Here is a 23,747-nt window from a genome sequence, read left to right on the forward strand (position 1 = left end):
ATTTGCGGCCGACTGCCGGCCGCACGCTCAAGCGTCCGGGTCTTCCTTTTCCTCGCCCTGCGCATCCCGCGCCGCCATCTTCAACTGGCGCAGCTTGTGATACAGCGTCTTGCGCGGCATCCCTAGCTCGGCGCTCGCGTCCGCGACGTTGCCGCGATGGCGCTGCAGCGCGTTTTCGATCAGCATGCGTTCGAAGTACGCAAGCTGCTGAGCCAGCGTGTCCCCTTTCACTGAGGCGGCGCCTGCCGAAAGCAGGCTGTCTCCGGTCAGCCCCAGCACGAAGCGGTCGGCGACGTTCTGCAACTCGCGCACGTTGCCGGGCCACGCGTGCGTCATCAATTCGGACACCTGAGCAGCGGTCACGACGGGCGGCGGCGTGCCGAAGCGGCGCGCCGCCGCCAGCACGAAGTGCTCGAACAGCAAAGGCACGTCCTCGCGCCGCTCGCGCAACGGCGGCAACTCGATTTGCGCAACGTTCAGCCGGTACAGCAGGTCGGCGCGAAAGCCGCCGGCGGCGGAGAGTTCGGCGAGGTCCGCCTTCGAAGCGGTAACGATGCGGCAATCCACCGGAATCAGCTCGTTCGCGCCAAGCCGCTCGACCACGCGCTCCTGCAGCACGCGCAGCATCTTGATCTGCAGCGGCAGCGGCATCGTTTCGATCTCGTCGAGAAAGAGCGTCCCGCCGTTGGCCCATTCGATCTTGCCCACGCGCTTCTTGATCGCGCCTGTGAAGGCACCGGCCTCGTGTCCGAACAGCTCGCTCTCGAACACCTGCTCGGGCAGTCCGCCGCAGTTCAGCGCCACGAAATGCGCGTCGCGCCGCGCGCTGAAATCGTGCAGGCTGCGCGCGATCAATTCCTTGCCGGTGCCCGTCTCGCCCGTGATGAGGACCGACACCGAAGTGTTGGCGAGCCGCAGAATCTTCTTGCGCACATCCGCCATCGCCGCAGATTTGCCGAGCACCAGCGCCTCGATGCCCTGCCAGTTGTGGAGCGTTGCGCGCAGGCCCTCGACTTCGAGCGTGAGCCGGCGCTTCTCTACGGCTCGGGCCACGCGGGCCGCGATCACATCGGACGAGAACGGCTTCTCGATGAAGTCGTAGGCGCCCACGCGCATCGCACTGACCGCCGTCGAGATATCCGCGTGGCCGCTGATCAGCAGAACGGGGATTTGCGAATCGATGGCCATCACGTGGTCGAGCAGTTGCAGGCCGTCGATGCCGGGCATGCGCACGTCCGAAACGACCACGACCGGCGCGCCGGGCGCGATATCGGCCCAGGCATCGGCCGCCGATGCGTATGCGCTCACCGGAAAGCCGGCGAGCGCGACCGCCTGCTCGACGCCGATGCGGACGTTCTCGTCGTCCTCGACAACCAGCACCCGGATCTCATCTGCCATGTTCTGTCCTTTGCGGCTCGGCTGCCGCGAATTCGATCGTGAAGCGCGCGCCGCCTTCTTCCCGGTTCGCCGCGGTGATTCTCGCGCCAAAGCCTTCGACGATGCGCGACGTGATCGCGAGCCCGAGACCGAGGCCTTGCCCGCGCGGCTTCGTCGTGACGAACGGCTCGAACAGATGCGCGAGCACGTCCGGCGCGATGCCAGGGCCGCTGTCGTCGATCGTGAAGCGCACGCAACCTGACGCATCGGGCTCGCTGGCATCCATGGCGATCACGCGGGTGCTCGCGTCGCGCACGGCGTCGAGCGCATTGCCAAGCAGGTTGACGATCACCTGCTGAAGCTGGCTCGACTCTGCATACACCGTCGGGCCCGGCGCAATCCGCACATCGAGCCGCACGGCTTCGTCGCGAATCCGCGACTCGTAGATGAGCCGCGCGTGTGCGACGGCCTCGGCAAGCGATACCGCCACGCGCTCGACCTCTGGCTTGCGCGCGAAGGCCTTAAGCTCGCTGGTGAGCACCGCCATGCTGTCCACGAGGCGAGCGACGCGCTCCAGATTGGCGATCGCCTGCGCGGGCTGATTGCGTTCGAAGAAGGTGCGCGCGTTGTCGCAGAGCGTGCGGATCGCCACGAGCGGCTGGTTCAGCTCGTGCGTGAGGGCCGCCGCCATCTGGCCGATCACCGCGAGCTTGCCCGCATGCACGACTTCCTGCTGCGTGGCACGCAGACGCTGCTCGGTGTGCTCGCGCTCGATGATCTCGCGCTGCATCCGCGCGTTCGCCTCGGTGAGCGCGGCGGTGCGCTGCGCAACGGTCGTTTCAAGCTGGTCGTTCGCGCGGCGCAGCGCTTCCTGCGCCTTGAGCTTCTCCACGATCACGCGGCGGCGCTGCACCGCATAAAGCGCATAGAGTGCGGCGATCAGAAACACCCCCGTCACGGACACGAAGGCAAGCCGCTGCTGCCGCCGCGCACCGGCGGTGTCGAGCAGCACCATGATCGTGTCCTGCCCCTGCGGCGCGGGCCGCGACATCACGAGATAACGCGCGGTGCGGCCCGCGCGGCGCAGGTCGGGAAACACGCCGATCCACGCGGCGTCGTTCCAGTCGCCCACGCGCCGGTGTGGCAGCGCCTCGACGATGCGGCCCGCGTACTGCCGCGACGCCTGAATCTCGCGCTGCTGCTGCGGGGTCATCGCGCGCAGGGCGGTGAATTTCCATTCGGGCTCGGTCGAGATCACGACCACGCCATTGCTGTCCACCACGACCGCCGCTTCGCCGGGCGTGCGCCAGGCGGACTCGAGCGCGTCGACGCTGACCTTGACGGCCGCGGCGCCGATCGCGGCATCGCCATCGCGAATCGCGCTCGCGAAATACAGCCCGGGAATGCCGGTGTTGGTGCCGATGCCGAAGAAACGGCCTCTGCCCTGCGCGAGGGCGTCGATGAAGTAAGGGCGATACGACACATTGGTGCCGACGAAGCTGACCGGCTGGTTCCAGTTGCTCGCGGCGATCACGGTGCCGTGCGCATCGATCACGTCCACGGCGCCGCTGCCCACGTCACGATTGACCGCTTCCAGATAGGCATCGACCGCGGGCAACCTCGCGCGTGCTTCGTCCGGCGAGGCCTTGAGCAACGCGCGCACGCTGTCCTGCCTCGCGACGAGCGCAGGCACCATCTCGAAGCGTCCCAGCTCGCTCGTCAGGCTCGCCGCGTAAAGGTCGAGCCGGTGCGCACCCACTTCGGCCAATGCGTCGATCGCGCGGCTCCAGGCGAACTCCACCGCGGCGGCGGCCGCGCCCACATAAAGCACGGCCGCCGCCGCCCATCCCCACCATGGAATTCCCTTGTAGCGCCTGTGCACGTTCACTCTCGTCGATGGATCGCCGCCCTGTCGCTCGATGAGCGGACGGTTCGCGCCGGATGCACCGGCGCCGCCATCGCGACGGCGCGTGCGAGGGGCACACCCGCGCGTCATGCGCCGAAATGGGCGAGCACGATGAGCGTCACGGTCACGACGATCGCGCCGCCAATGCGCGTGGCGATCTGCGCGAACGGCATGAGCTGCATGCGGTTCGCGGCGGTGAGGATCGCGACGTCACCGGTGCCGCCCTGGCCGCTGTGGCACGCGTTCACGATTGCGGTGTCGATAGGGTACATCTTCATCAGGCGGCCCACTACGAAACCCGTGCCCATCAGCGTTGCGACGGTCGCGGCGATCGTCACGACGTTGACGAGCGTGAACGCGGCCATGAGCTTTTCCCAAGGCGTCATCGCCACGCCGATCGCGAACAGCAGCGGGTAGGTGACCGCCGTCGAGAAGAACTTGTAGACCACGAACGCGCCTTCCTGCAGCGGCGGCGAAACCGCGCGCGCGAGCTTCACGAGCACGGCGAGAAAAAGCATCGCGACCGGCGCGGGCAAGCCGAACAGCTTGTTCGCCATCAGGCCGATCAGGTACAGCGTGATCGCCGTGATGCCGGCCGCCGCGATGTGGCTCACATCGACATGGCCGCGCACTTCCTCGTCCGACGGTGCCATTTCGTCGGTCGCGCCGACTTGCAGGCGACCGTTGCCGGTGAGATGCGGAAGGCGCTTGCCCAGCATGTCGAGCATGCCCGAGAGGATGATTGCGATGAGGCTGCCGAGCATCACGGGCGGCAGCACCTGTGCGAACAGCTCGCCTTGCGCGACGTGCATGATTTCCGAATAGCCGATCGAGAGGGGAATCGCGCCTTCGCCAACGCCGCCCGCCATGATCGGCACGACGATATAGAGCAGCGTGTGCTTGACGCCAAGCCCGAGCGCCGCGCCAACGGCGGTGCCCACGAGCGTCGCCGCGACCGTGCCGGCGGCGAGCGGAATAAAGATCTTCAGGAAGCCCTGAATGAGCACGCGCCGGTCCATGCTCAGAATGCTGCCGACGATGATCGACGCAATGAAGAGATACAGGAAGTTGGTCTGCTTCGTGAATTCGACCGTGAGGTTCTGCACGGGCTTGGGCAGCACGTGGTAGTACACGAGCGCCGAGGGCACGAAGGTCGCGAGAATCGCGGCCGCGCCGATGTTGCGCAGAAGTGGCAGGCGCTTGCCGAGTTCGGCGCAGGTGAAGCCGCAGTACGCCAGCACGGCGATGGCCATCGAGATCTCGCCGGGCACCTTGCCCGTGACCGCGAAGCCGGCGATCAGCGCGAACAGGATCATGTAGATCGGCAGCGGAATGATGCCGATGCGGATCTCCATCAGCTTCCACCAGCCTTCCGGCCAGAAGCGGGTTTGGGGAGTCGAGGACGGCTCGGGGATCGCCTGAGAAGTGGCGGATGCGGATACGCTGTTCTGCACGGGATGTCTCCTTCGTTTTCGCGACCGGACTGCGTCGCGTCTCCGGTGCTTGTTTGATGAGGGAAGCGGCCTGATTGGGCCGCCGGACCTCTATAAAGCAGCAGGCGTGCCAGCGCCGCGGTCAATGAATAACCCCTTGATCTATCGGCACTTTTCCGGCAGATGAACCCACTCGCGCCCGCAGCCTGTCCGAACTTTCAGAATCGGCCCGAGCCGCAGGCTGAAATCTCGGCCTGCACGACGACGCCGCCATCCTTGAGCCAGTCGCAAGAGTCATTTCCCGGATCCGGTCTGGAACGCGCCCGTTCATTGGCAGAAGATGGGTCATCGCAATTTGAGGAGTGAGCCATGAAGATCGTCTTGCCCGGATGCGCAATGGTCTGCGCGGCGGCGTTGTGGAGCACCGGCGCCCTGGCCGCGGCGGCGCCCGGCTCGGTCTACCAGACGCCTGTGCAGCTATCGAGCGGGAAGAACCTGCTTTGCGGCGTCAACGAAGCGCCGCCGGCCGGCGAACCGGCCGCGCTCACGCGCCGCGAACAGGTCGAGGCCGATGTCCTCGCCACCCAGCGCTTGCGACTGCTCAGCGGCCCATTCTCGCCTTACCCGTCTGCTTATACGGCGCCGACCGTGGCATGCGTGAGCGCGGGTTGATGGCGCAGCAAAAACAAAGGGCTCGATTCGCCAGACGAATCGAGCCCTGCTAGCTGTCGAGAAAAACAGACTGACGCGGGATCAGAAGCGCGTGCGCACGCCCGTCGTCACTTCGACCTGGTTGGTCGCGCCGAACGTCGAGCCGACCGTGTAGCCGCCGTGCAGCTTCATGTAGTCGCCTGCCAGGTACACTTCGGTGCGCTTGGACAGGTGATAGAAGATCGAACCGTAGAGCGTCTCCTTGAAGCCGTTGTGCAGCCCGCTGGTCGGATCGAATGCGCCGATGTTGGCGTTCGGGATGTTGCCGTCGACGTTGTACGCGGCATTGCGCGTGCGCATCTGCTGATAGCCGAGTTCGTAGTCGAGCGCGCCCTTCGGCACGAGCTTGAACGAGACCGTCCAGGCGTTGTCCTGACGCTGGCCCAGCGCCCCCTGATTGCCCCAGTAGCGGAAATAGCCCGCATTGGCGCGCAAAATACCGATCGTATAGTTGCCGCCCACCGAGAACGCCTGGTTCGTATTGCCTTCGCGGTTCACGTGGTTATAGAACGTCGAAGCCGTCCAGGTCGGCGCGTTGTAGCCGAGCGCGAACTGGTAGTTCGCGTTGTTGCCGAAGCTCGTGGAATTGCCGAACGCGTAACCCGCAGCCGCGAAAATGCCGTTGTCGAAGACCTTCTTCCACGCGAGGCCGTTTTCGTAACGGGTGCCCGTTGCGCTCCCCGCGTAGAAGATCATCTGCTTGAAGTTGTTCGCGTTGGTCCAGCCGCCCTCTTCCGTCGTGAGTTTCGCGTTGCCGTACGGGTCGCCGTAAATGGCGGACGCATCGCGCGCGATCGTGTTCTGGAAGCCCGCCGTGAACTTGCCGAAGCGTTCGTCTTCCACGCCCACCCAGGCGTCGCGGTCGAAGAGCTGGCCCGGGTCTTCCATCTGCCCGTCGCTCACGCGGTATTCGCTTTCGAGCCGGAAGATGATCTTCGTGCCGCCGCCAATGTCTTCAGCGCCTTTCAAGCCCCAGCGGCTGCCGCTGAACCAGGGCTCGCCGCCGAGGCCCATGCCGATCACGTGGTTGCCCTCGGCATCCGCGTGCGACTGATACGTGGGTACGCTCAGGTCCAACAGACCATAGAGCTGAACGCTCGACTGCGCGTGCGCGCCGCTCGCCGCCAATGCGCCTGCCGCCACGGTAATTGCAAGATGCCTTCTCTTCAAGATCGTCTCCAGGGAATTTCGCGTTTGGAAGTTTTCATGGACCCGCTGCAGTCACTTGCCGGTTTGGTCCCGACGGGTAGTCCCGGACGGGCAGTCCCGGACGCAGTCCTGACACGTAGTCGAGCCTCGTGAGTCAGCGGATGAGACGAATAGTAGAGAGGTGATCCCTTCGCGATTCTTTCATGAACCGTCTGTATTCCTAAGTACATTCACCAATACCGGAAAAATCCGGACGTGTTCAAGCCGCCACGGGTTCTTTCGCACGCAGGATGTAGCCAAGCCCGCGCAGCGTCGTGATCTGCACGCTCGACTCCGCCAGGTGCTTGCGCAGGCGGTGGATGTAAATGTCGATGGCATCCGCGCTCGGCTCGTCGCTCAGGCTGCAGATGCGCTCGAGCAGCACGTGCTTCGGCACCGCCTTGCCCTGGCGCAGCATGAGCGCCTCCAGAATCGAATGCTCGCGCCGGCGCAGGCTGAGCGGCGCATCCTTGTGACGGAACTCGCGCGTATCGGAGATGTACTGCAGGTCGCCGCACGTCAGCCAACCCGACTTCTCGCCCGACTGCCGCCGTATGAGCGCCTTGATGCGCGCCACGAGCTCACGGCTGTCGAACGGCTTGACCACATAGTCGTCGGCGCCCGCGCCGAAGCAGGCCACCTTGTCGTCGATCGAACCGTGCGCGGTCAGCATGAGCACGGGCACGTTGTTGCGTCTGCGCCGCAGGCGGTTGAGCACGTCCTTGCCGCTCAAACGCGGCAGGCGCATGTCGAGGAGCACGAGGTCATAGCTTTGCGTGATCAGAACGGAATCGGCGGATTCTCCGTCGGCCACGCAATCCACCGTGAAATTCTCGGCGCGCAACAGGTTGACGATCCAGCGCGCGAGTTCGGCATTGTCTTCTACGAGCAGCAACTTCATGGTCCCTCCTCAGCCTGCCAGCACCGGCAGGCGCACCGTCGCGACGAGCCCCACGCGCTGCGCCCCCGCGGCGACGTTCACCGACCCGCCGTGCGAGCGCGCGACCTGATGCACGATGGCGAGTCCGAGGCCCGTGCCTTCGGTGTCCGCCGCGACGCGATAGAAGCGCTCGAATACGTGCGCGCGCGCCTCGGCCGGAATGCCGGGTCCGTTGTCCACCACCTGGAGCATCGCCTCGCCCTCTTCACAGCGGCAGATGGCTGTGACACGGCCCCCCTTCTGCGTATAGCGGATCGCGTTGTCGATGAGATTGGCGACCAGCGACGCCAGCAAGCCCTTGTTGCCCGCCACGGGCACGCAATCGGCCAGATCCGCGCCGAGATCGATATCGCGCCGCTCCGCGGCCTGGACCATCTCTTCGAGCACCGAAGCCACCACTTCCGTGAGATCGACGCGTGTTTGGGCGCGAGACGACGTCGCCATCGATTCCGCCTGCGCGAGCAAAAGTAGCTGATTCGTCAACTCCGCCATTTTCTGGCTGGTGCGGCGAACGCCTTTGAGCGCATCGAAAAGCGCGGGATCGTGCGCATCGCACTGGCTAGCGAACTGCGTCTGCGTGGTGAGCAGCGCGAGTGGCGTGCGCAACTGATGCGCCGCGTCGGCAATGAACTGACGTTGCATCGCGGCGTGAACCTTGAGCCGGGCGATGCATTGATTGATCGCATCGACGATCGGTCTGAGTTCCGATGGCAGATGATCGGGGCGGATCGGCTCGAGTTGCGCGGGCTCGCGGTCGGCCACATCGTCCTTGAGCTTCATGAGCGGACGCAATTCGAGCGTGAGCCCGAGCGGCACGAGCAGCACGACGAGCCCCAGCATGAGCCACTGCCGCAGGAGCTGAGGACGCCACAGCCCGTCGATCATCGCCTGGCGCGACGCAATCGTCTTGCCGACGATGACCGTGACGCGTTCGGCACGGCCCGAGTCGTAGAGGAGCCGCTCGTAGGCAACGGCGCGTATCGGCTGGCCCGCATACGCGCTGTCGTAGAACACGGGCTGCACGGCGCTGCTCGCAGACGGCGGCGGCAGGTCCGGCGCGCCGCCCAGCAATCGCCCGTTGCCGGCGAGCACCTTGTAGAAGACGTGATCCTGCCAGGGCGACTCGAACAGCTCCAGCGCCGCGGGTGGAATCGTCGCGTTGAGTGCGCCGTCGACCCAGCCGACGTCTTCGATGATCGTACGCGCGGAATCCAGCAGCGCGTGGTCCTGCAACAGATCCGCGGTTTGACGCGCGGCGTCGTACGACACGCCGCTCGTGACGACGACAAACGCGGCGAGCGGCACCAGCAGCCACAACAGCAAACGCGCGCGCAGACTATGCACCATGTCACGTTCTCTCAGGTACAAAGCCGTCCGGCGGCTCGGCGCAGGACGGCATACGCAGTGAATCGACTTCCAGGCCAGCATCGCGGCTGGCCCAACCGCTCCCGCTCAAAACGCGGCGGGCCGCCATTTGAGCAGACGTTTTTCCAGCGCGGTCAGCAAGTAGTCCATAGCAAGCGCAACGACGGCGAGCACGATCATTGCGGCGAACACGCCGCTCGCGTTGAACGCGCCCTGGGCCGTCGAGATCAGCAAACCGATGCCTTGCTTCGAGCCGAGGAATTCGCCGACCACGGCGCCGACCAGGGCGAAGCCGAAGCTCACGTGCAGGCTCGCGAGAATCCAGCTGAGCGCCGAGGGAATCACGACCGAGGTCGTCACCTGGCGGCGCGACGCGCCCAGAATCTGCGCGTTGGCGATCATGTAGCGGTCGGCCTCGCGCACGCCCTGGAACGCGTTGGCGAACACCACGAAGAACACCATCACGACCGCGAGCGCGACCTTCGACGCCATACCGAGCCCCAGCGCGATCACGAACACCGAGCCGAGCACCACGCGCGGAATCGAGTTGGCGATTTTGATGTAGAGGCTGAACACGTCGGAGAGCAGCTTGTTGCGGCCGAGCACGATACCGCAGACCACGCCTGCCACGGCACCGATCAGGAAGCCGAGTATGGTTTCTTCGAGCGTGACCCAGACCTGCAACAGCAGCGGCCCCTGCGAAGTCCCGTTCTGGAACCAGTCGACGATCTGCAGGAAGATCAGCGACGGCATCGAAAAGAAGAACGGATCGATCCATTTGTTGCGCCCGGCGAGTTCCCACCCGCCCAGCGCGACGACGAGCACGAGAATGCGCAGCGTGATGACGAGCGCGTGGCGCTGCCGGATGCGGCGTTGCGCGAGCCGCTCGACTTCAGCTAGCGACTTGCCGTCCAGTGTTGCTGTTGCTTTCGAAGGTGTTGCAGGCGATGTCATGGGCGCTTTCCGGAGTTCGAGCGTGTCAGGCAATTTGCACCTCCTCGCGCAGGTCGTGCCAGATGTCGCGCGAGATTTCCACGAAGCGTGGGTGATAGCGGATTTCCGAGGTGACGCGCGGGCGCGGCAGGTCGATTTCGTAGACCTTCTTGAGCGTGGCCGGCCGCGCGGTCAGCACGAAGACGCGGTCCGCCAGTGCGATCGCTTCTTCGAGATCGTGCGTGACGAATACCACCGAACCCGTTCCGCCCCACAACTGAAGCAGCTCGTCCTGCATCAGCGTGCGCGTTTGCATGTCGAGCGCCGAGAACGGCTCGTCCATCAACAGGATCTCGGGCTTGTTGATGAAGGTCTGCGCAAGCGCCACGCGCTTTCTCATGCCGCCCGATAGCTGATGCGGATAGTGCTTGCCGAAGTTGGCGAGACCCACGCGGCGCAGCCATTCATTGGCTTCGTCGTAGGCCGCCGACTTCGAGCGGCCGCGAAAGAGCGGGCCCGCCGCGACGTTGTCGAGCACCGAGCGCCACGGAAACACGGCGTCGGCCTGGAACACGAAGCCGATGCGCGGATCGATGCCGTCGACCGACTCGCCCATCACGCGCACGTCTCCCGAGGTGGGTTTCAGCAAGCCCGTGATCATGCTGAGCGTGGTGGACTTGCCGCAGCCCGTGGGCCCGACGATCGCGACGAATTCGCCTTGCGCAACCGACATGCTGAAATCGCGCAACGCGATAGTGGCCTTGCCGTCGGGCGAGACGAAGCGGCACGATACCGAGCGGAACTCGATGGCGGGCGCGGCATTCAGGTTCGGAGTCTGCTTCATTTCGCGCTGACGAACTCGTTCGTATAGGTTTTGGCCAGGTCCACGTGCTTGCCCTTCACCGAAGGATTGAAGCTCGCGAGGACCTTCAGCACGGTTGCCGGGCCATCGGCGGGCATCTTGCCGTCCGCCGTGTACATCGGCAGCGACGCCTTCAGCGCGCTCACGTATAGCGCCTTGTCCTTTTGATAATCGGCGGGCATTTTGTCGGCGATTTCTTCGGCGCTATGCGTATGAATGAACTGCATGGTGCGCACGAATGCATGGGCGAGCTTCGCCGCCTGTTCCTTGTGCGAGGCCGCCCACGCATCCTGGACATAAAGGCTTGCCGCCGGATAGGTGCCGCCGAGCGCGGCGCGCGTGCCTTCGAGCGTGCGCATGTCGACGAGCACCTTGGCATCGCCGCTCTTTTGCAGCGCGGAGACGGTGGGCTCGGTGGTCATGCCCGCATCGATGCGCCCTTGCTTGATAGCCGCGATGAAGCTCGCGTCCGCGCCGACCGGCAACATGCTGTAGTCGCTCGAGCCAAGCCCATGCTGGCCCGCGAGGTACTGCGTGAGAAAGCTGGTCGACGAGCCGAGCCCGGTCACGCCGAGCGTCTTGCCTTTGACGTCGGCCATGGACTTGATCGTGTCGGCGGCCTTCGACGACACCATCTCCACTTCGCCCGGCACCTGGCCGAACACGACGATCGCCTTGACGTCTTTACCCTTGGTTTGCAGATCGATGGTGTGATCGTAGAAGCCGACGACCCCTTGCACGGCGCCCGCGAGCAGTTCGTTCTCCGCATCCACGCCGGCAGGCTGCGACAGCAGCTCGACGTTCAACCCTTCGTCCTTGAAGTAGCCGAGTTGCTCGGTCAGGCGCGCGGGCAGGTAAATGAGCTTGGTGATCCCGCCCACCATGATGGTGATTTTCTCGCCGCTTGCATCGGCCGCGTGCGCGCCCTGAGTCGCGAGGGTAAACAGCAGGCCACAAGCGAGCGCCACATGGCGCAACGCGCGAAAACTGGGTTGCATCGACTGTCTCCGTTTGATTGGGCCGGCTGCACGACGCTGCCCGCCTCGATTGAATGGGAGGATTCTAGTGATCCCAACCCTTCCCGAAGCTTTCGCGGATCATGCCGGTGCATACGGGATTTCCATGATCCGGCTTGCGATGCGCCGGTTTTTTCGAGGCTGAATAAAAGTCGCTTTTATTCGGGGCTGGCGGTTCACGGACTCAGCACGGAAAAAATATGAAGAAAATCGCGCATCGACTCGGCGCGAACACCACGGCTGCGGCCGATTAGCACAGAGCCAGAACGCCGGGGCGCGCTATTCGGTGCGCTCGTCAGCCTCGAGCGCGCGGTCGCCCTGCAGCGGGGGATTTATCTGCTGGCTTCAGCCAGCGCGATCGCGCGCGGGTATCGTGCTGATCGCCGGCGCGGCGCGTGTGGCCGCGCAATCGCTGCTCGTCGTGGGGCGAGCGTCGCGCTCGTCGCCAGGATGCAGGTGGTACGCAAGCAAATGGCCCTCCATCTGGCCGTGCTCGCGCTCGCCGTGCTTCGCTGGTGGTTCGGCAATCTCACCTCGATCGTCACGGGTGATGTCCTCGCATGCGTGCCGAGCTGGCTCGCTTAAGGCAGCGAGGTGCGCGCAGACGGAAACTGGCATCGGCGCGCACTCGGTGGCCGCGCGGCAATGATCATCGCGGCGATCAACGTCGAGCTGTCGACTCCTGTGAGCCATAGTGCGGATCTCAGGATCCGCTATTCCACCGGGATCGGACTTGCCCCACAACCTGCTCTCGTTCAGACCAGCGCGTCGATGTGCGCGATGCGCGCAAACACATCGTTGCCGATTCGCTCGATATATGAGCCTGATCGGCGACGGAAGAGGCCGCTGGGATATCGACTGTTCTGCCGAGGGTCGTGCGGCCGCTCATTGCAGCGACTCCGCAAGCCGGAAGCCCAAGACGTTGATGTCACGCGGGTACCGGCCGTGCCGGCGCGCGCAGCGCGCTAGATCGCCAAAGCGCGTGAAGCTGCCGCCCCGCGCCACGCGATACGGGCCCTGCGAAAGCACGAGGTCGTCGTCGACCGGTGCGCCGCCGGGGTAAGGCCGGTAGTCATCCGCCACGTATTCCTCGACGTTACCCGCCATATCGTCGACCCCAAACGGGCTGCGCCCGTCCGGGAAGATGCCAACCGGCGTTGTGCCGAGCGGCCCGGCCTCGACCGTGTTCGCCGCTCGCGGATCGAACGCGTCGCCCCACGGGTACTCGTGTGCGCCACCCGAAGCCGCATACTCCCACTCGGCCTCCAAAGGCAGCCGGAAGCGCCGCCCCGTCGCAGCGGAGAGCCACTGTGCGTAACGGTCGGCGGCTTCCGGGAGCACCGACCAAACGGGATGATTCGCCCTCTCGGCCGGATAGGCGCCGAACGTCCACGACGTCGGCAACAAAGCCAGGCCGGTGTGTTCCAGGAACAACCGGTATTCGAGATTTGTGACCGGGTAGCGCATCAGCGCGAACCGCGCGATCTGCGCGTCGTAACGTGGGCACTCCTTCGCAATCCACGGTTCGATCACACCGACGTCGCCCCACTGCTCGACGACCCGGTTCACCTCATCGTGAGACAAGCCGAGTGTCGCGTGGGCGGCAGGGATCGTGACCATGTACGGATCGAACGGCCGGATGCGCGGATCGCCAACGAGACCGAGTAGCGTGCCAGCCGCGTAGCGCCGCTCGAATGGCTGCTGCGGATCCCCGGCAAACGCGGCGAGCTCGTCAGGCTCTGCCCGCAACAGTTCGCGATGTCTGGCCAGCAGGGTGGCAGGCAAGCGCGCGACGAACGTCTCGGGTAGCCCCATGGCTTCGCGGTCGCTCAGGCAGTTTGGATTGTCGGCGAGCATCGGCATCTTTAGTCCGAACTCCTCTTGATCAGAACCGCCCGGCTCGCGGCACGCGGGGCAGATTCAACGCGTCGCTTGCGCGGCAACCTGGTAGACGCGCCCATCGTACGAACTTGCGAGGAAAAGGCCCGCGTTCAGATCGTAGGCCAGCGACGACACGCCCGCGATCGTTAGACGCTCGTCGGCGCACCACCGCGACTCGCGCCGGTCGTAGATCGTCACGCGTCCGTTGTAACTGCCGGTCGCGACGAAGCGGCCGTCATCGCTCGAGCAGACGCACTTGACCGAATGCGTGTGCGGCGTCACCAGCACTTCGCAGCGCTGCTCGGGCGACCAGATCCGTGCGCGGCGACGCGGAAGTCGCGCGGGTCGTCGGGGAAATTCAGCGCGCGATTCGCGGCGAACGTGTCGAGGCCATTCACGATCTGCAAGCGGTACGCTTCGAGCTTGTTGTAGAGGCCAATGCCCCGCCCCTCCTGGCGCAGGTACAGCAGAATGCCGCCGCACGCACCGAAGTGCATGATCGCCTCGTTCAGTTGCTCGCCGCAGTCGCAACGCGCTGAGCCGAACACGTCGCCGGTCAGGCACTCCGAATGCACGCGCACGTGGGGCACCGCACCGGATGGACCAAACACGAGCGCGAGGTGCTCGGCGTTATCGCACAGCCCCGAAAACGTCACCATTTCGGGTTCGAAGCGGACCTTGCCGGCTCGCGGACGGATGGGCACTTTCACGCGGGTTCGTACGGACACGCCGCGTTCAATATCGGAAATTTTCATGTACGTCGCCTGACAGTCGAAGTCGGAAGGAAAGACGCGTTCGGCTGGCGCCGCTGCGCATCGAACGCCGCGAAACCGGGCCGCCAACCGGTGCGTGCTGCGCGTCAGCGCTGGCACACGAGCCCGGTTTGCAGGCAGTTGGACTGGAACACGGACCAGAAACCGACTGGTCGCGCCGCGATATCGGATAACGCAAGCAATGGCTTCTGCCAGTAAAACGTCATAAAGCCCGCCGCCAGAATGGCACGCTCGTATTCGGCCCGGCTCCAGCGATAAAAAGTGAATGCGCTGGGCGGCTGGGTGACGAACTGTGCATCGTGACGAAAGCCTCCGCGCCATGGCGTTTCATTGCGCACGTCCACGCCGTAACGTTCGAAATTACCCTTTTCGAGCGAAAAATCGGGATCAACGGTATAGGCGACGAGTTTCCCATCCGGTTTCAGATTCGCCGCAGCAGCGCGAAACATTTTCGCCAGATCCTCCGGCGATTCAGCATAATTGAATAACCATGCAGCATTCACCAAATCGAATTCGCCGAGTATTTTCATTTCCGCGACGTTGTGGACGTGGAAAATCAACGGTTCGCCGTATTTTTTTGATTCCGCGCGCGCGAGTTCGATCATTCGTGCCGAAATGTCCACGCCTACGACCTGAACTGCGCCGCGCCGATACAACGCGCGGCTAAAATAGCCGAAACCGCAGGCGAGGTCGAGCACCTTCAGCCCGGCGACATTGCCTGTCATATGGAAAATCGTGCGCTCCTCGACCGCCCTCTGCGCTGCTGTCTGCGTGAAGTCCTCGAACCGCTCGCCGATGGAGTCGTAACGAATTAGCGTGCTCATCGAGCCCCTCCTACTGTTGAGATTCGGATTCCGGCTATCCCGCTTTCGAACCCAGCCTTCACGAATCCGGTTTCCGACGGCGAAGGGCCAGATGACTCTTTGACATCTCTCACTGATGCGGTTTATTTAAACGACAAATACCGCTCGCGCAAATCATGAAATTGATCTTTCCGCCGGTGTGGTTGGCTCTGGTTTTGAAACGAGTATATGCAGGCAATTGAAAGCAAGAAAATTCTTTGCGCGAATTCGGATTATTCGGAGGAGGAATGGCCGGAGCGGGGCATCTAAAGGAGATATGAACGGTATGGCAATACCAGCAAGGCAGACGGCCAAACGCCACCGCCGGACTGCTGCACACGCCCGGCGGCCCGCCAAACTTCAGTGCGCCCGCACGAGACGCGCAACAACACCGCGAAGCCAGCGATGCGCAGGGTCATTGTGCCGGCGCTCGTGCCACAGATAGCGGAACTCGAACGACTCGATTGCGAACGGCGGGTCGAACACACGCAGGCTGCTGCCGTGGACGCGTTCGAAGTCCCCATGATCGAGATTGCGGCGGGCGACGGTGAGGATCAGATCGGTGCCGGCAATCAGCTCGTTGGCGACGCCCCAGTGCGGAAGGATCACCGCGATGCGCCTGTGGCGTTTCAGTCCCGCTAGTGCGCGGTCGATTTCGTTGTCCATTCCATCTCGCATGGCGACGAGCGCGTGGGGCCGTTCGAGCCACACGTCGAGCGCGAGGCCGCCCGACGGCGGCAGGCTCGCCGCGTCGGCCACGCAGGCGAACGACTCCACGAACAGTGTCTTCGTATGCAGACCCAACGGCGGCGCCGGGAACACGCCGAGTGCGAGATCGATCTCGCCGTCGAGCACCTGCGTCTGCATGGTTTCCCGGGTGGCCTGACCGACGGCGATGTCGACGCCCGGCGCCCGCTGGCGCAGCAGCCGCACGAGCGGGGGCAGCACGACACGCGCGCCGTAATCCGACATGGCGAGACGGAACGTCTGCTGTGCCTCCAACGGCTCGAAGCGAGGTGGTTCCAGCAGCGCGCGGAGTTGGTGCAGCACCTCGGAAAGCGGCTGCATCAGCTCCGTCGCGCGAGGCGTCAATTCGAGCCCGACACCGGCGCGCACGAGCAACGGGTCGTTGAAGATCCTGCGCAAGTGCGCAAGCGCATGACTGATCGCGGGCTGGCTCTTGTTCAGCCGCGTGGCCGTCCGCGAGATGTGCTTCTCGATCAACAATGCGTGCAGTGTCACCAGAAGATTCAAATCGACTTGTTTCAGCTTATCCATTATTCGTTGAAAGAATGGTAGATATGCTAATCACGAATTTTAATTCGAAGAACTAATATATGAGAATCGGCATGGATCACCAACAAGAAACCGGAGGTATTCCGTGCATATCACTCAGTCCTTGTCCGGCATCATGCTGGGAGGCGCGGCGGTGGCGGCCGGCGCGCTCGTCCCGTTGCAGGCCGGCAGCAACGCTGCCCTCGGCCGCGCGCTCGGTCATCCGCTGTGGGCAACGCTCGTGTCGCTCTGCGTCAGCCTCGTCGCCGTGGCGCCGGTGCTCTTCGCGACGCACGCCCATGCGCCGTTCGTTCGCGATGCACTGCGCATGCCGCCGTGGATCTGGTTCGGCGGCATCGCGGGCGTGATCTACATCACCGCCGCGCTGATGCTCACGCCGCGTCTGGGCGCGACATCGTTCATCGTCTGCGTGATCGCCGGCCAGATGCTCACCTCGCTGCTGATCGATCATTTCGGCGTCATGGGCCTGCCCGTGAGGCATGCCACCCTTGGCCGCATCGCGGGCGTGCTGCTGATCGCCGGGGGCATGCTGATCGTTCAGTGGTCTACGACCGCGGCCAATGTTCGCGCGAGGCAGGCATCCGCAGCGGAGCGAGGCGAGGCCGCGGAGACGGCGGCCGCGCAGGTGCCGCAGCCCGCTCGGCGCTCGTGATACGAGCCGCGCATGACAGTCCTGTCCCGCTGGCGCGCGCGGATGCGCGCCGCCCGGCCGCTCGCGCTGGCGGTCGTCGCACTGGCCGCTGTTTTCGGCAGTTTCGTGCTGTGGCGGCACGCGCGCGACGTGCCCGTGCACGAGGCTCCGCCCCCCGCCCCACCGCTCACGGTCGCGGCCACCGTTGCGCGGACCGGCATGGAATCGGTCACGCTCGACGCAATCGGCACGCTCGCGGCGGTCCGGCAGGTCACGCTCGCGCCGGAGGTCGCCGGGCGCGTGACGGGCATCGAATTCGAGCCGGGCACGGCGGTCGCCGAAGGCGCGCGGCTCGTGCAGCTCTACGATGCACCGGAACGCGCGCGGCTCGCGAGTCTGCAAGCGAGGGCGGCCTACGCGAAAACGCAGCTCCAGCGCTCACAAACGCTGGTGCCGATGGGTGCGGAATCGCGCCGGGCGCTCGATGAGCATCGGTTCGATTTCGCAGCGACCACCGCCGACGCCCGGCAAGTCCAGGCCGTGATCACGCAGAAAAGCGTGCGTGCGCCGTTCAGCGGCGAGATCGGCTTGCGGCGCGTGAACGTCGGGCAGTATGTGAACGCGGGCGACCCCATAGCGACGCTGACAGACCTGGATACGTTGCACGTGAATTTCGCCTTGCCGCAAAAGCACCTCGGGCAACTACGTCCCGGCTCGCGCGTGCGCGTCGCGACCGACGCGTTTCCCGGCCGCCTGTTCGACGCCCGCGTCACCGCGCTCGAACCGCATGTCGACGAGCGTACGCGCAGCGTGAGCGTTCAGGCCACGCTGAGCAATCCAAACCATCTGTTACGCCCCGGCATGTATGCCCAGGTCAGGCTCGAACTGCCGCCCCGGCACGACGTGCTCACGGTACCCGATACTGCGGTGCAGACCTCGCAGGACGGCGAAACGGTTGCCGTCGTCGAGCACGCAAACCGCAACGGCGTCGGCACAGTCGCGATTCGCCGCATCCAGACCGGTGCGCGTCGCGATGACCGCGTGGCGGTGCTCGACGGTCTGCGTCCCGGTGAAGTCATCGTGACGTCCGGCCAGTTGCGCGTCGCGCCGGGCATGCGCGTGAAGATCGCACTCGACGGCGCTACGCCGCCGGAGCGGCCGCAATGATCCCGCGCCGCGAACACGAAGCCGGCGGCGCGCGCTGGACCGACCTGTTCATCGAGCGCCCGGTGCTGGCCGTGACTCTGGGTCTGCTGATCCTGCTCGTCGGCGCGCGCGCACTGATGGCGTTGCCGGTCCGGCAATACCCGGCGCTCGAAAGCGCGACGATTAGCGTCGAGACCGGCTACCCCGGCGCATCGCAAACGCTGATGCAAGGCTTCGTCACGGCGCCCATCGCGCAGTCGATCGCGACCGCGGAAGGCATCGACTATCTCACCTCGACGACGACGCAAGGCAGAAGCGTCGTGAAGGCGCGGCTGCGCCTCGGCGCGGATTCGGACCGCGCGATGACCGAAGTCCTGGCGAAGGTGCAGCAGGTCAAATACAGGCTACCGGTCGAAGCGAACGATCCGGTCATCACCAGGCTCACGGACGCGCCGACCGCCGTCATGTACCTCGGCTTCGCGAGCGACACGCTGTCTGTGCCCGAAATTACCGACTTCGTGGTGCGTGTCGCACAGCCGCTCGTGAGCGCCGTGCCCGGCGTCGCGTCCGCGGACATCCTCGGCGGCCGCAACCTCGCGATGCGCGTGTGGATCGACGCGGCGCGCCTCGCGGCGCACGGGCTGAGCGCGGGCGAGATCGCGGCGGCGCTCAAGGCGAACAACGTGCAGGCGGCGCCGGGTCAGGCGAAAGGCGCGCTGACGGCCGCGGACATCGCCGCGAACACCGATCTCGGCGACCCGCGCTCGTTCGGCGAACTCATCGTGAAAACCGGCGGCTACGACCATGGCGTCGTAAGGCTCAAGGACGTGGCGTCCGTCGCAACGGGCGGCCAGAACGACGACTCGAGCGCGCTGATGAACGGCCACCGCGCCGTTTACATCGCGGTGAACGCTACGCCTGCGGGCAATCCGCTCGAGATCGTGCGCGGCATCGAGGCACTGCTGCCCCAGATGGAACGTACGAAGCCCGAAGGCCTCGCCATCGCGAACGGCTTCGACGTCGCCCGCTTCATTCATGCGTCGATCGACGAGGTTTGCGTCACGCTCGCCGAAACGGTCGCCATCGTCGTGGTCGTGATCTTCGTGTTTCTCGGCTCGCTGCGCGCGGTCTTCGTGCCCGTGGTCGCGATTCCGCTGTCGCTCGCCGGCACCGCGTTGTTGATGCTGGCCGCCGGGTTCTCGCTGAACATCCTGACCATGCTCGCGATGGTGCTGGCCATCGGCCTCGTCGTGGACGACGCGATCGTCGTTGTCGAGAACATTCACCGGCACGTCGAAGGTGGCATGGCGCCGCTGCGCGCTGCGCTCGTGGGCACGCGCGAGATCGTCGCGCCGGTCGTCGTAATGACGGGCACGCTGATTGCCGTCTACGCGCCCATCGGACTGATGGGCGGCCTGACCGGGTCGCTGTTTCGCGAATTCGCGTTCACGCTCGCGGGCGCCGTGTTGATGTCGGGCGTGGTCGCGCTCACGCTGTCGCCCATGCTCGGCGCGCAACTGCTCGCACGGGGCGTAGCCGCCTCGCGTCTCGAACGCGCGATCGAACGCGGGCTCGGGCAACTCACTGCACGCTACCAGCGCGCGCTGCGTGCGTGCCTCGCGGCGCGGAGCGCAACGGTAGTGCTCGGCGTCGGTGTGATGGCCGTCATCGTACCGCTCGCGCTGGGGGCCAAACACGAGCTCGCGCCGCCCGAGGATCAAGGCTCTATCATGGCCGCGATCAAGGCGCCGAAGTACGCGAACCTCGATTACATGGAGCGCTACGCGGCGGACATGGAACGCGTGTTCCGAACGTTGCCCGAGGCGGATACGAGTTTCATCCTGAACGGCTACAACGGCAACAACCTCGGCTTTGCCGGGGTCAACCTGGTGGACTGGTCCGGGCGCGAGCGCGGTGCGTTCGAATTGCAGTCGCTCGTGCAGGCCGGGGCAAACGGCATAACTGGCACCCAGGTATTCGCATTCCTGCTGCCGGCATTGCCCGCGTCGAGCGGCGGTTTGCCGGTGCAGATGGTGTTGCTCGCGCCCGCAAGCTACCCGGAGCTGTTTGTGCAGATGGAGAAACTGAAGGCGGACGCGACGAACAGCGGCTTGTTCGCGGCCATGGACACTGACCTCACATTCGACAGCCGCGCGATCAACGTCGACATCGACCGCGACGCGGCGAACGCGCTCGGCATCACGATGCAGCACATTGCCGAAACGTTCGCGCTGCTGGTCGGCGAAAACTATGTAAACCGTTTCAACCACGACGGGCGCGCATACGACGTAATTACGCAGGTCACGCGCAACGAGCGCCTCTCCGCCGATACGTTGAACCGCTACTACGTGAAGACTGCGTCGGGCGGGATGATTCCGCTGTCGACGGTCGTGCGCGTTTCGACGGGTCATCAACCCGCGATGCTCAACCAGTTCAACCAGATGAACGCGGTCACGTTTTCGGCGATACCGGCAGCAGGCGTGACCATGGGCGAAGCGGTCGAATTCCTGCGCTCGCTGGACCTGCCTGCCGGCTATTCGATCGACTGGCTGGGCGAGTCGAGGCAATACGTGCACGAAGGCAACCGGCTCATCGTGACGTTCGTGTTCGCGCTGATCCTGATCTTTCTCGCGCTCGCCGCGCAGTTCGAGAGCACGCGCGATCCGGTCGTGATTCTCGTGACCGTGCCGCTCTCCGTCTGCGGCGCGCTCGTGCCGCTCTATCTGGGCTACGCGACGCTCAACATCTATACACAGATCGGGCTCGTGACGCTGATCGGTCTCATCTCGAAGCACGGCATTCTGATGGTCAGCTTCGCGAACGACTTGCGGCGCGCCGAAGGGCTCGACCGCGCTGCCGCAATCGAGCGCGCGGCCGCGGTGCGGCTGCGCCCGATCCTGATGACCACGGCTGCGATGGTCGCGGGTATGGCGCCGCTGGTGTTCGCGAGCGGCGCAGGGGCAGCGAGCCGCTTCGCGATAGGCATCACGCTCGCGAGCGGCATGCTCGTGGGCACGGCGTTCACGCTGTTCGTGCTCCCGGTCGTCTACACGTACGTCGCCGCGAAACGCGCGTAGGCGCAACCGCGTCTGTGGGCGCCGATCCGTCAATTGCCGTTCGAAAGGCCGCGATTCGCGGCGCGCTCGCGGAGACCGAAACCGCCAGGCAGTATCATTGGGGGTTGGAGTCGCTGCAGCGCAACCTGCACGGCCCTTCCCATTGACGCGTCGCCCGCCACCCGATCGATTCGATGACTCGCGGCGGATCACGCAGCACAACGGACCTTCTCGTCGATGCGCATTTTCGGAATCAGCCTTTACGTCATCATCGCCCTGCTCTTCGCGGTGCATGCGATTCGCAACCAGCAGAACATGTACTGGCTGCTGATCCTGTTTCTTTTTCCTGGTCTTGGCAGCCTCGTCTACTTCTTCGTTATCTACTTGCCCTCGCTGCGCCAGTCGCGCGGGGCCAGGGCGACGTCAAGGGCCATCTCGCAGCTCGTCGATCCCAATCGCGCGGTGCGCGAGGCGCGCACGGATTTCGACCGCGCGCCGACCGTCGCGCATCGCATGCGGCTGGGAGCCGCGCTGCTCGATGCCGGCAACGCCGCCGAAGCGCTGGAGCACTATCAGGCCGCCGCCAGCGGGCCGTTCGCGTCCGATCCGGCCTTGCTCGAAGGGCTGGCGCGTGCACAGTTCGCCAACGGCAATGCCGCGGCCACACAGGAGACGCTGGAAAAGCTGTTCGCCGTGCAACCGGCCGCCCGCCAGCAACCGGATCCGTCCTTGCTGTATGCACGGGCCCTGGCCGCGACAGGGGCACCGGGCGCGCGTGCCGCGTTCGCAACCGCGCTCTCCTGCGCAAGCGACGCCGCACCGCGTTGCCTGTTCGCCGACTGGCTGGCGAAGCAGCCGGATCCAGCCGATCGCCAGCGCGCGCGCGAGCTTTATGCCGAAATCGTGCACGACGCGAAGCACTGGCCGCGCCATGCCCGCGAACACAATAGCGAGTGGCTCCAGCGGGCTCAGGCCGCGTTGAGCCGATAGCGCTCAGTCGTCGAATTCGCCGGCTTGCAGCGCCTCGTCGAAGTCCGTGATCCAGGGGGCGAAGTGGTCGGTTTCGTAGGTGGCCGTCTTGCCGTTGGTGATCCGCGTTACGCAAACCTGCCGGAGCGGTCCGTTCTTCCCCTCACCAGCCGCGCTGGCGTTGTCCGAGATCCTGAACTCGCGCAGCTCGAGCCCCCGGCTGGCAAGCACGGCCTTGACGTCCTCCTGCTCGTCCCAGGAGAACTCGGCGAAGTCGTGGGCAGTCATGTTCGTCTCCTCGAAGGCATCATCAGCGGCTCCCTGGCGCGACCGGCAAACCCTCGGCCTTCCAGCGCAGCATCCCGCCAGCGAGATTGGCCACCTTGTCGAAGCCCGCCTTGCTCAGCAGCACGCTCGCCTGCGCAGACCGCACACCCGAGCGGCACACGGCCACGACGGGGCGCTCGCGGTCGAGTTCGTCGATCCGGGCCATCAACTGCGAGAGCGGCACGAGCTTCGCGTCGGGCAAGTGGCCGAGCGGGTCGATGAATTCGGGCGCCTCGCGCACGTCCACGATCTGCAACCCGGCCGCATGCTCCAGCAGCGCCATCGGCTCGATCTCCCATACGCCGCTAAAGCGCAGCGTGAGGGGCGCCCAGTCGGGCGACTCCTGAACCGGCGCCTCGCCTTCGGGCTTCCCGCAGCGCAGGTTGGCGGGCACCGCGACGGCCATCAGCTTGGGGTGCGGCAAATTCAGGTTATGCATGTAGCCCGCGAAATCGCCGAGATCGACGTCGCCACCCAGGCGCGGGTTGAAGCGCCGCTCTTCGGCCACGCTCGTGACCGTGATGCCGCGATAGTCGTGCCCGGGATAAAGCAGGCAAGGGTCGGGCAGCGTGAGGATCTGCTCGCGCACCGACGTGAAAAGCGCCTGCGCGCTCCCGCCCTGGAAATCGGTACGGCCGCAGCCGCGTATCAGCAGACTATCGCCGGTGAAGGCCATGCTCGCGTCGTCGAGCACATAGGTCAGACAGCCGCTCGTGTGGCCGGGCGTGGCGCGAACTTCCAGATAGCGCTTGCCGAACGAAACGCGGTCGCCATGCCGTAGCGGCAGGTCGACGCCCTCGGCGCCCACCACCGCGGCGAGCGCGATCCGGCTGCCGCAGCGCTCGCGCAAGCGCCATGCGCCCGTTACGTGGTCGGCGTGCACGTGGGTGTCTAACGTCGTCTGAAGCCGCAGGCCCAACTCCTGCAAGAGCGCGAGATCGCGCGGCACCTGCTCGTAGACGGGGTCGACCAGCAGCGCTTCGCCGCTTTCAGCGTCGCCGAGCAGGTAGGTGTAAGTGGACGATACGGGGTCGAAAAGCTGTCGAAAGATCATCGCGGCTTCCTCGGGCAAAAAGGCGGGGCGCGCTGTGCAGT

The 23,747-nt window shown here is 65.2% G+C and carries 19 protein-coding genes and 2 pseudogenes; 5 read left to right on the forward strand and 16 right to left on the reverse strand.

Going from position 1 to position 23,747, the window contains the following annotated elements; genetic code table 11:
* Positions 1–27 precede the first annotated feature (27 nt).
* The 3 genes from BMI01S_RS17825 to BMI01S_RS17835 all read right to left on the reverse strand — a co-directional run bounded on the left by BMI01S_RS17825 (position 28) and on the right by BMI01S_RS17835 (position 4,698).
* Positions 28–1,398 carry a sigma-54-dependent transcriptional regulator gene (locus BMI01S_RS17825; protein WP_028231096.1) on the reverse strand — a complete coding sequence of 457 codons (1,371 nt, stop codon included), beginning with the start codon at positions 1,396–1,398 and terminating at the stop codon, positions 28–30.
* The gene (locus BMI01S_RS17830; RefSeq protein ID WP_028231097.1) at positions 1,388–3,259 is read right to left on the reverse strand and encodes an ATP-binding protein; all 1,872 of its coding nucleotides are present in this window, start codon (positions 3,257–3,259) and stop codon (positions 1,388–1,390) included. Before BMI01S_RS17830 ends, BMI01S_RS17825 begins: the two co-directional genes overlap by 11 nt.
* A gap of 110 nt (positions 3,260–3,369) precedes the next feature.
* Positions 3,370–4,698: a 2-hydroxycarboxylate transporter family protein gene (locus tag BMI01S_RS17835; protein ID WP_244145250.1), complete on the reverse strand. Its 1,329-nt coding sequence runs from the start codon at positions 4,696–4,698 to the stop codon at positions 3,370–3,372.
* 387 nt (positions 4,699–5,085) lie between these two features.
* Here BMI01S_RS17835 and BMI01S_RS17840 point away from each other — a divergent pair, with 387 nt between their 5' ends.
* A complete protein-coding gene (locus BMI01S_RS17840) occupies positions 5,086–5,388 on the forward strand; it encodes a hypothetical protein (RefSeq protein ID WP_051381425.1) in 303 nt (100 codons plus the stop codon).
* Positions 5,389–5,469: 81 nt separating this feature from the next.
* On the opposite strand, the gene BMI01S_RS17845 is transcribed toward BMI01S_RS17840, so the two are convergent.
* From BMI01S_RS17845 to BMI01S_RS17895, 11 genes and pseudogenes are all read right to left on the reverse strand, one after another.
* Entirely contained in the window at positions 5,470–6,609 is a 1,140-nt protein-coding gene (locus tag BMI01S_RS17845; protein ID WP_407669022.1) for a porin, read from the reverse strand.
* A 226-nt stretch (positions 6,610–6,835) separates the two neighbouring features.
* Entirely contained in the window at positions 6,836–7,516 is a 681-nt protein-coding gene (locus BMI01S_RS17850) for a response regulator (protein WP_028212695.1), read from the reverse strand.
* A gap of 9 nt (positions 7,517–7,525) precedes the next feature.
* Positions 7,526–8,902, reverse strand: a complete 1,377-nt coding sequence (locus tag BMI01S_RS17855) for a sensor histidine kinase (RefSeq protein WP_028212696.1) — start codon at positions 8,900–8,902, stop codon at positions 7,526–7,528.
* Between the two features lie 105 nt (positions 8,903–9,007).
* Positions 9,008–9,874: an ABC transporter permease gene (locus BMI01S_RS17860; RefSeq protein ID WP_028212697.1), complete on the reverse strand. Its 867-nt coding sequence runs from the start codon at positions 9,872–9,874 to the stop codon at positions 9,008–9,010.
* A gap of 25 nt (positions 9,875–9,899) precedes the next feature.
* Positions 9,900–10,697: an ABC transporter ATP-binding protein gene (locus BMI01S_RS17865; RefSeq protein WP_028212698.1), complete on the reverse strand. Its 798-nt coding sequence runs from the start codon at positions 10,695–10,697 to the stop codon at positions 9,900–9,902.
* Positions 10,694–11,713, reverse strand: a complete 1,020-nt coding sequence (locus BMI01S_RS17870) for an ABC transporter substrate-binding protein (RefSeq protein ID WP_028212699.1) — start codon at positions 11,711–11,713, stop codon at positions 10,694–10,696. The genes BMI01S_RS17865 and BMI01S_RS17870 overlap by 4 nt, the downstream gene beginning before the upstream one ends.
* A 903-nt stretch (positions 11,714–12,616) precedes the next feature.
* A complete protein-coding gene (locus BMI01S_RS17875; RefSeq protein WP_028231100.1) occupies positions 12,617–13,594 on the reverse strand; it encodes a formylglycine-generating enzyme family protein in 978 nt (325 codons plus the stop codon).
* Positions 13,595–13,651: 57 nt separating this feature from the next.
* Positions 13,652–13,936, reverse strand: a pseudogene (locus BMI01S_RS17880) (hypothetical protein); the annotation flags it as partial.
* Positions 13,933–14,367 (reverse strand): annotated as a pseudogene (gene ribA / locus BMI01S_RS17885) (GTP cyclohydrolase II RibA); the annotation flags it as partial. The pseudogenes ribA and BMI01S_RS17880, both read right to left, overlap by 4 nt.
* Before the next feature lie 104 nt (positions 14,368–14,471).
* A complete protein-coding gene (locus BMI01S_RS17890) occupies positions 14,472–15,209 on the reverse strand; it encodes a class I SAM-dependent methyltransferase (RefSeq protein WP_028231102.1) in 738 nt (245 codons plus the stop codon).
* A gap of 378 nt (positions 15,210–15,587) precedes the next feature.
* Positions 15,588–16,505 carry a LysR family transcriptional regulator gene (locus BMI01S_RS17895; RefSeq protein ID WP_028231103.1) on the reverse strand — a complete coding sequence of 306 codons (918 nt, stop codon included), beginning with the start codon at positions 16,503–16,505 and terminating at the stop codon, positions 15,588–15,590.
* Positions 16,506–16,608: 103 nt separating this feature from the next.
* Between BMI01S_RS17895 and BMI01S_RS17900 the strand changes: the two genes are divergently transcribed.
* The 4 genes from BMI01S_RS17900 (at position 16,609) to BMI01S_RS17915 (ending at position 22,346) form a co-directional block, all read left to right on the forward strand.
* Complete coding sequence (locus BMI01S_RS17900) at positions 16,609–17,175, forward strand: DMT family transporter (protein WP_154671256.1); 567 nt, start codon at positions 16,609–16,611, stop codon at positions 17,173–17,175.
* A 12-nt stretch (positions 17,176–17,187) separates the two neighbouring features.
* A complete protein-coding gene (locus BMI01S_RS17905) occupies positions 17,188–18,321 on the forward strand; it encodes an efflux RND transporter periplasmic adaptor subunit (protein ID WP_456088844.1) in 1,134 nt (377 codons plus the stop codon).
* Positions 18,318–21,377 (forward strand): efflux RND transporter permease subunit, encoded by a 3,060-nt coding sequence (locus BMI01S_RS17910; protein ID WP_028231106.1) that lies wholly within the window; start codon positions 18,318–18,320, stop codon positions 21,375–21,377. The genes BMI01S_RS17905 and BMI01S_RS17910 overlap by 4 nt, the downstream gene beginning before the upstream one ends.
* Before the next feature lie 216 nt (positions 21,378–21,593).
* Positions 21,594–22,346, forward strand: a complete 753-nt coding sequence (locus tag BMI01S_RS17915; protein WP_028231107.1) for a membrane protein — start codon at positions 21,594–21,596, stop codon at positions 22,344–22,346.
* A 3-nt stretch (positions 22,347–22,349) separates the two neighbouring features.
* Here BMI01S_RS17915 and BMI01S_RS17920 read toward each other — a convergent pair whose 3' ends face one another.
* Both BMI01S_RS17920 and BMI01S_RS17925 read right to left on the reverse strand, forming a co-directional pair.
* Complete coding sequence (locus BMI01S_RS17920; protein ID WP_028212701.1) at positions 22,350–22,613, reverse strand: hypothetical protein; 264 nt, start codon at positions 22,611–22,613, stop codon at positions 22,350–22,352.
* Between the two features lie 22 nt (positions 22,614–22,635).
* The gene (locus tag BMI01S_RS17925) at positions 22,636–23,706 is read right to left on the reverse strand and encodes an MBL fold metallo-hydrolase (RefSeq protein ID WP_028231108.1); all 1,071 of its coding nucleotides are present in this window, start codon (positions 23,704–23,706) and stop codon (positions 22,636–22,638) included.
* Positions 23,707–23,747 lie beyond the last annotated feature (41 nt).

Source organism: Paraburkholderia mimosarum LMG 23256 = NBRC 106338 (assembly GCF_000739815.1).
Taxonomy (GTDB): domain Bacteria; phylum Pseudomonadota; class Gammaproteobacteria; order Burkholderiales; family Burkholderiaceae; genus Paraburkholderia; species Paraburkholderia mimosarum.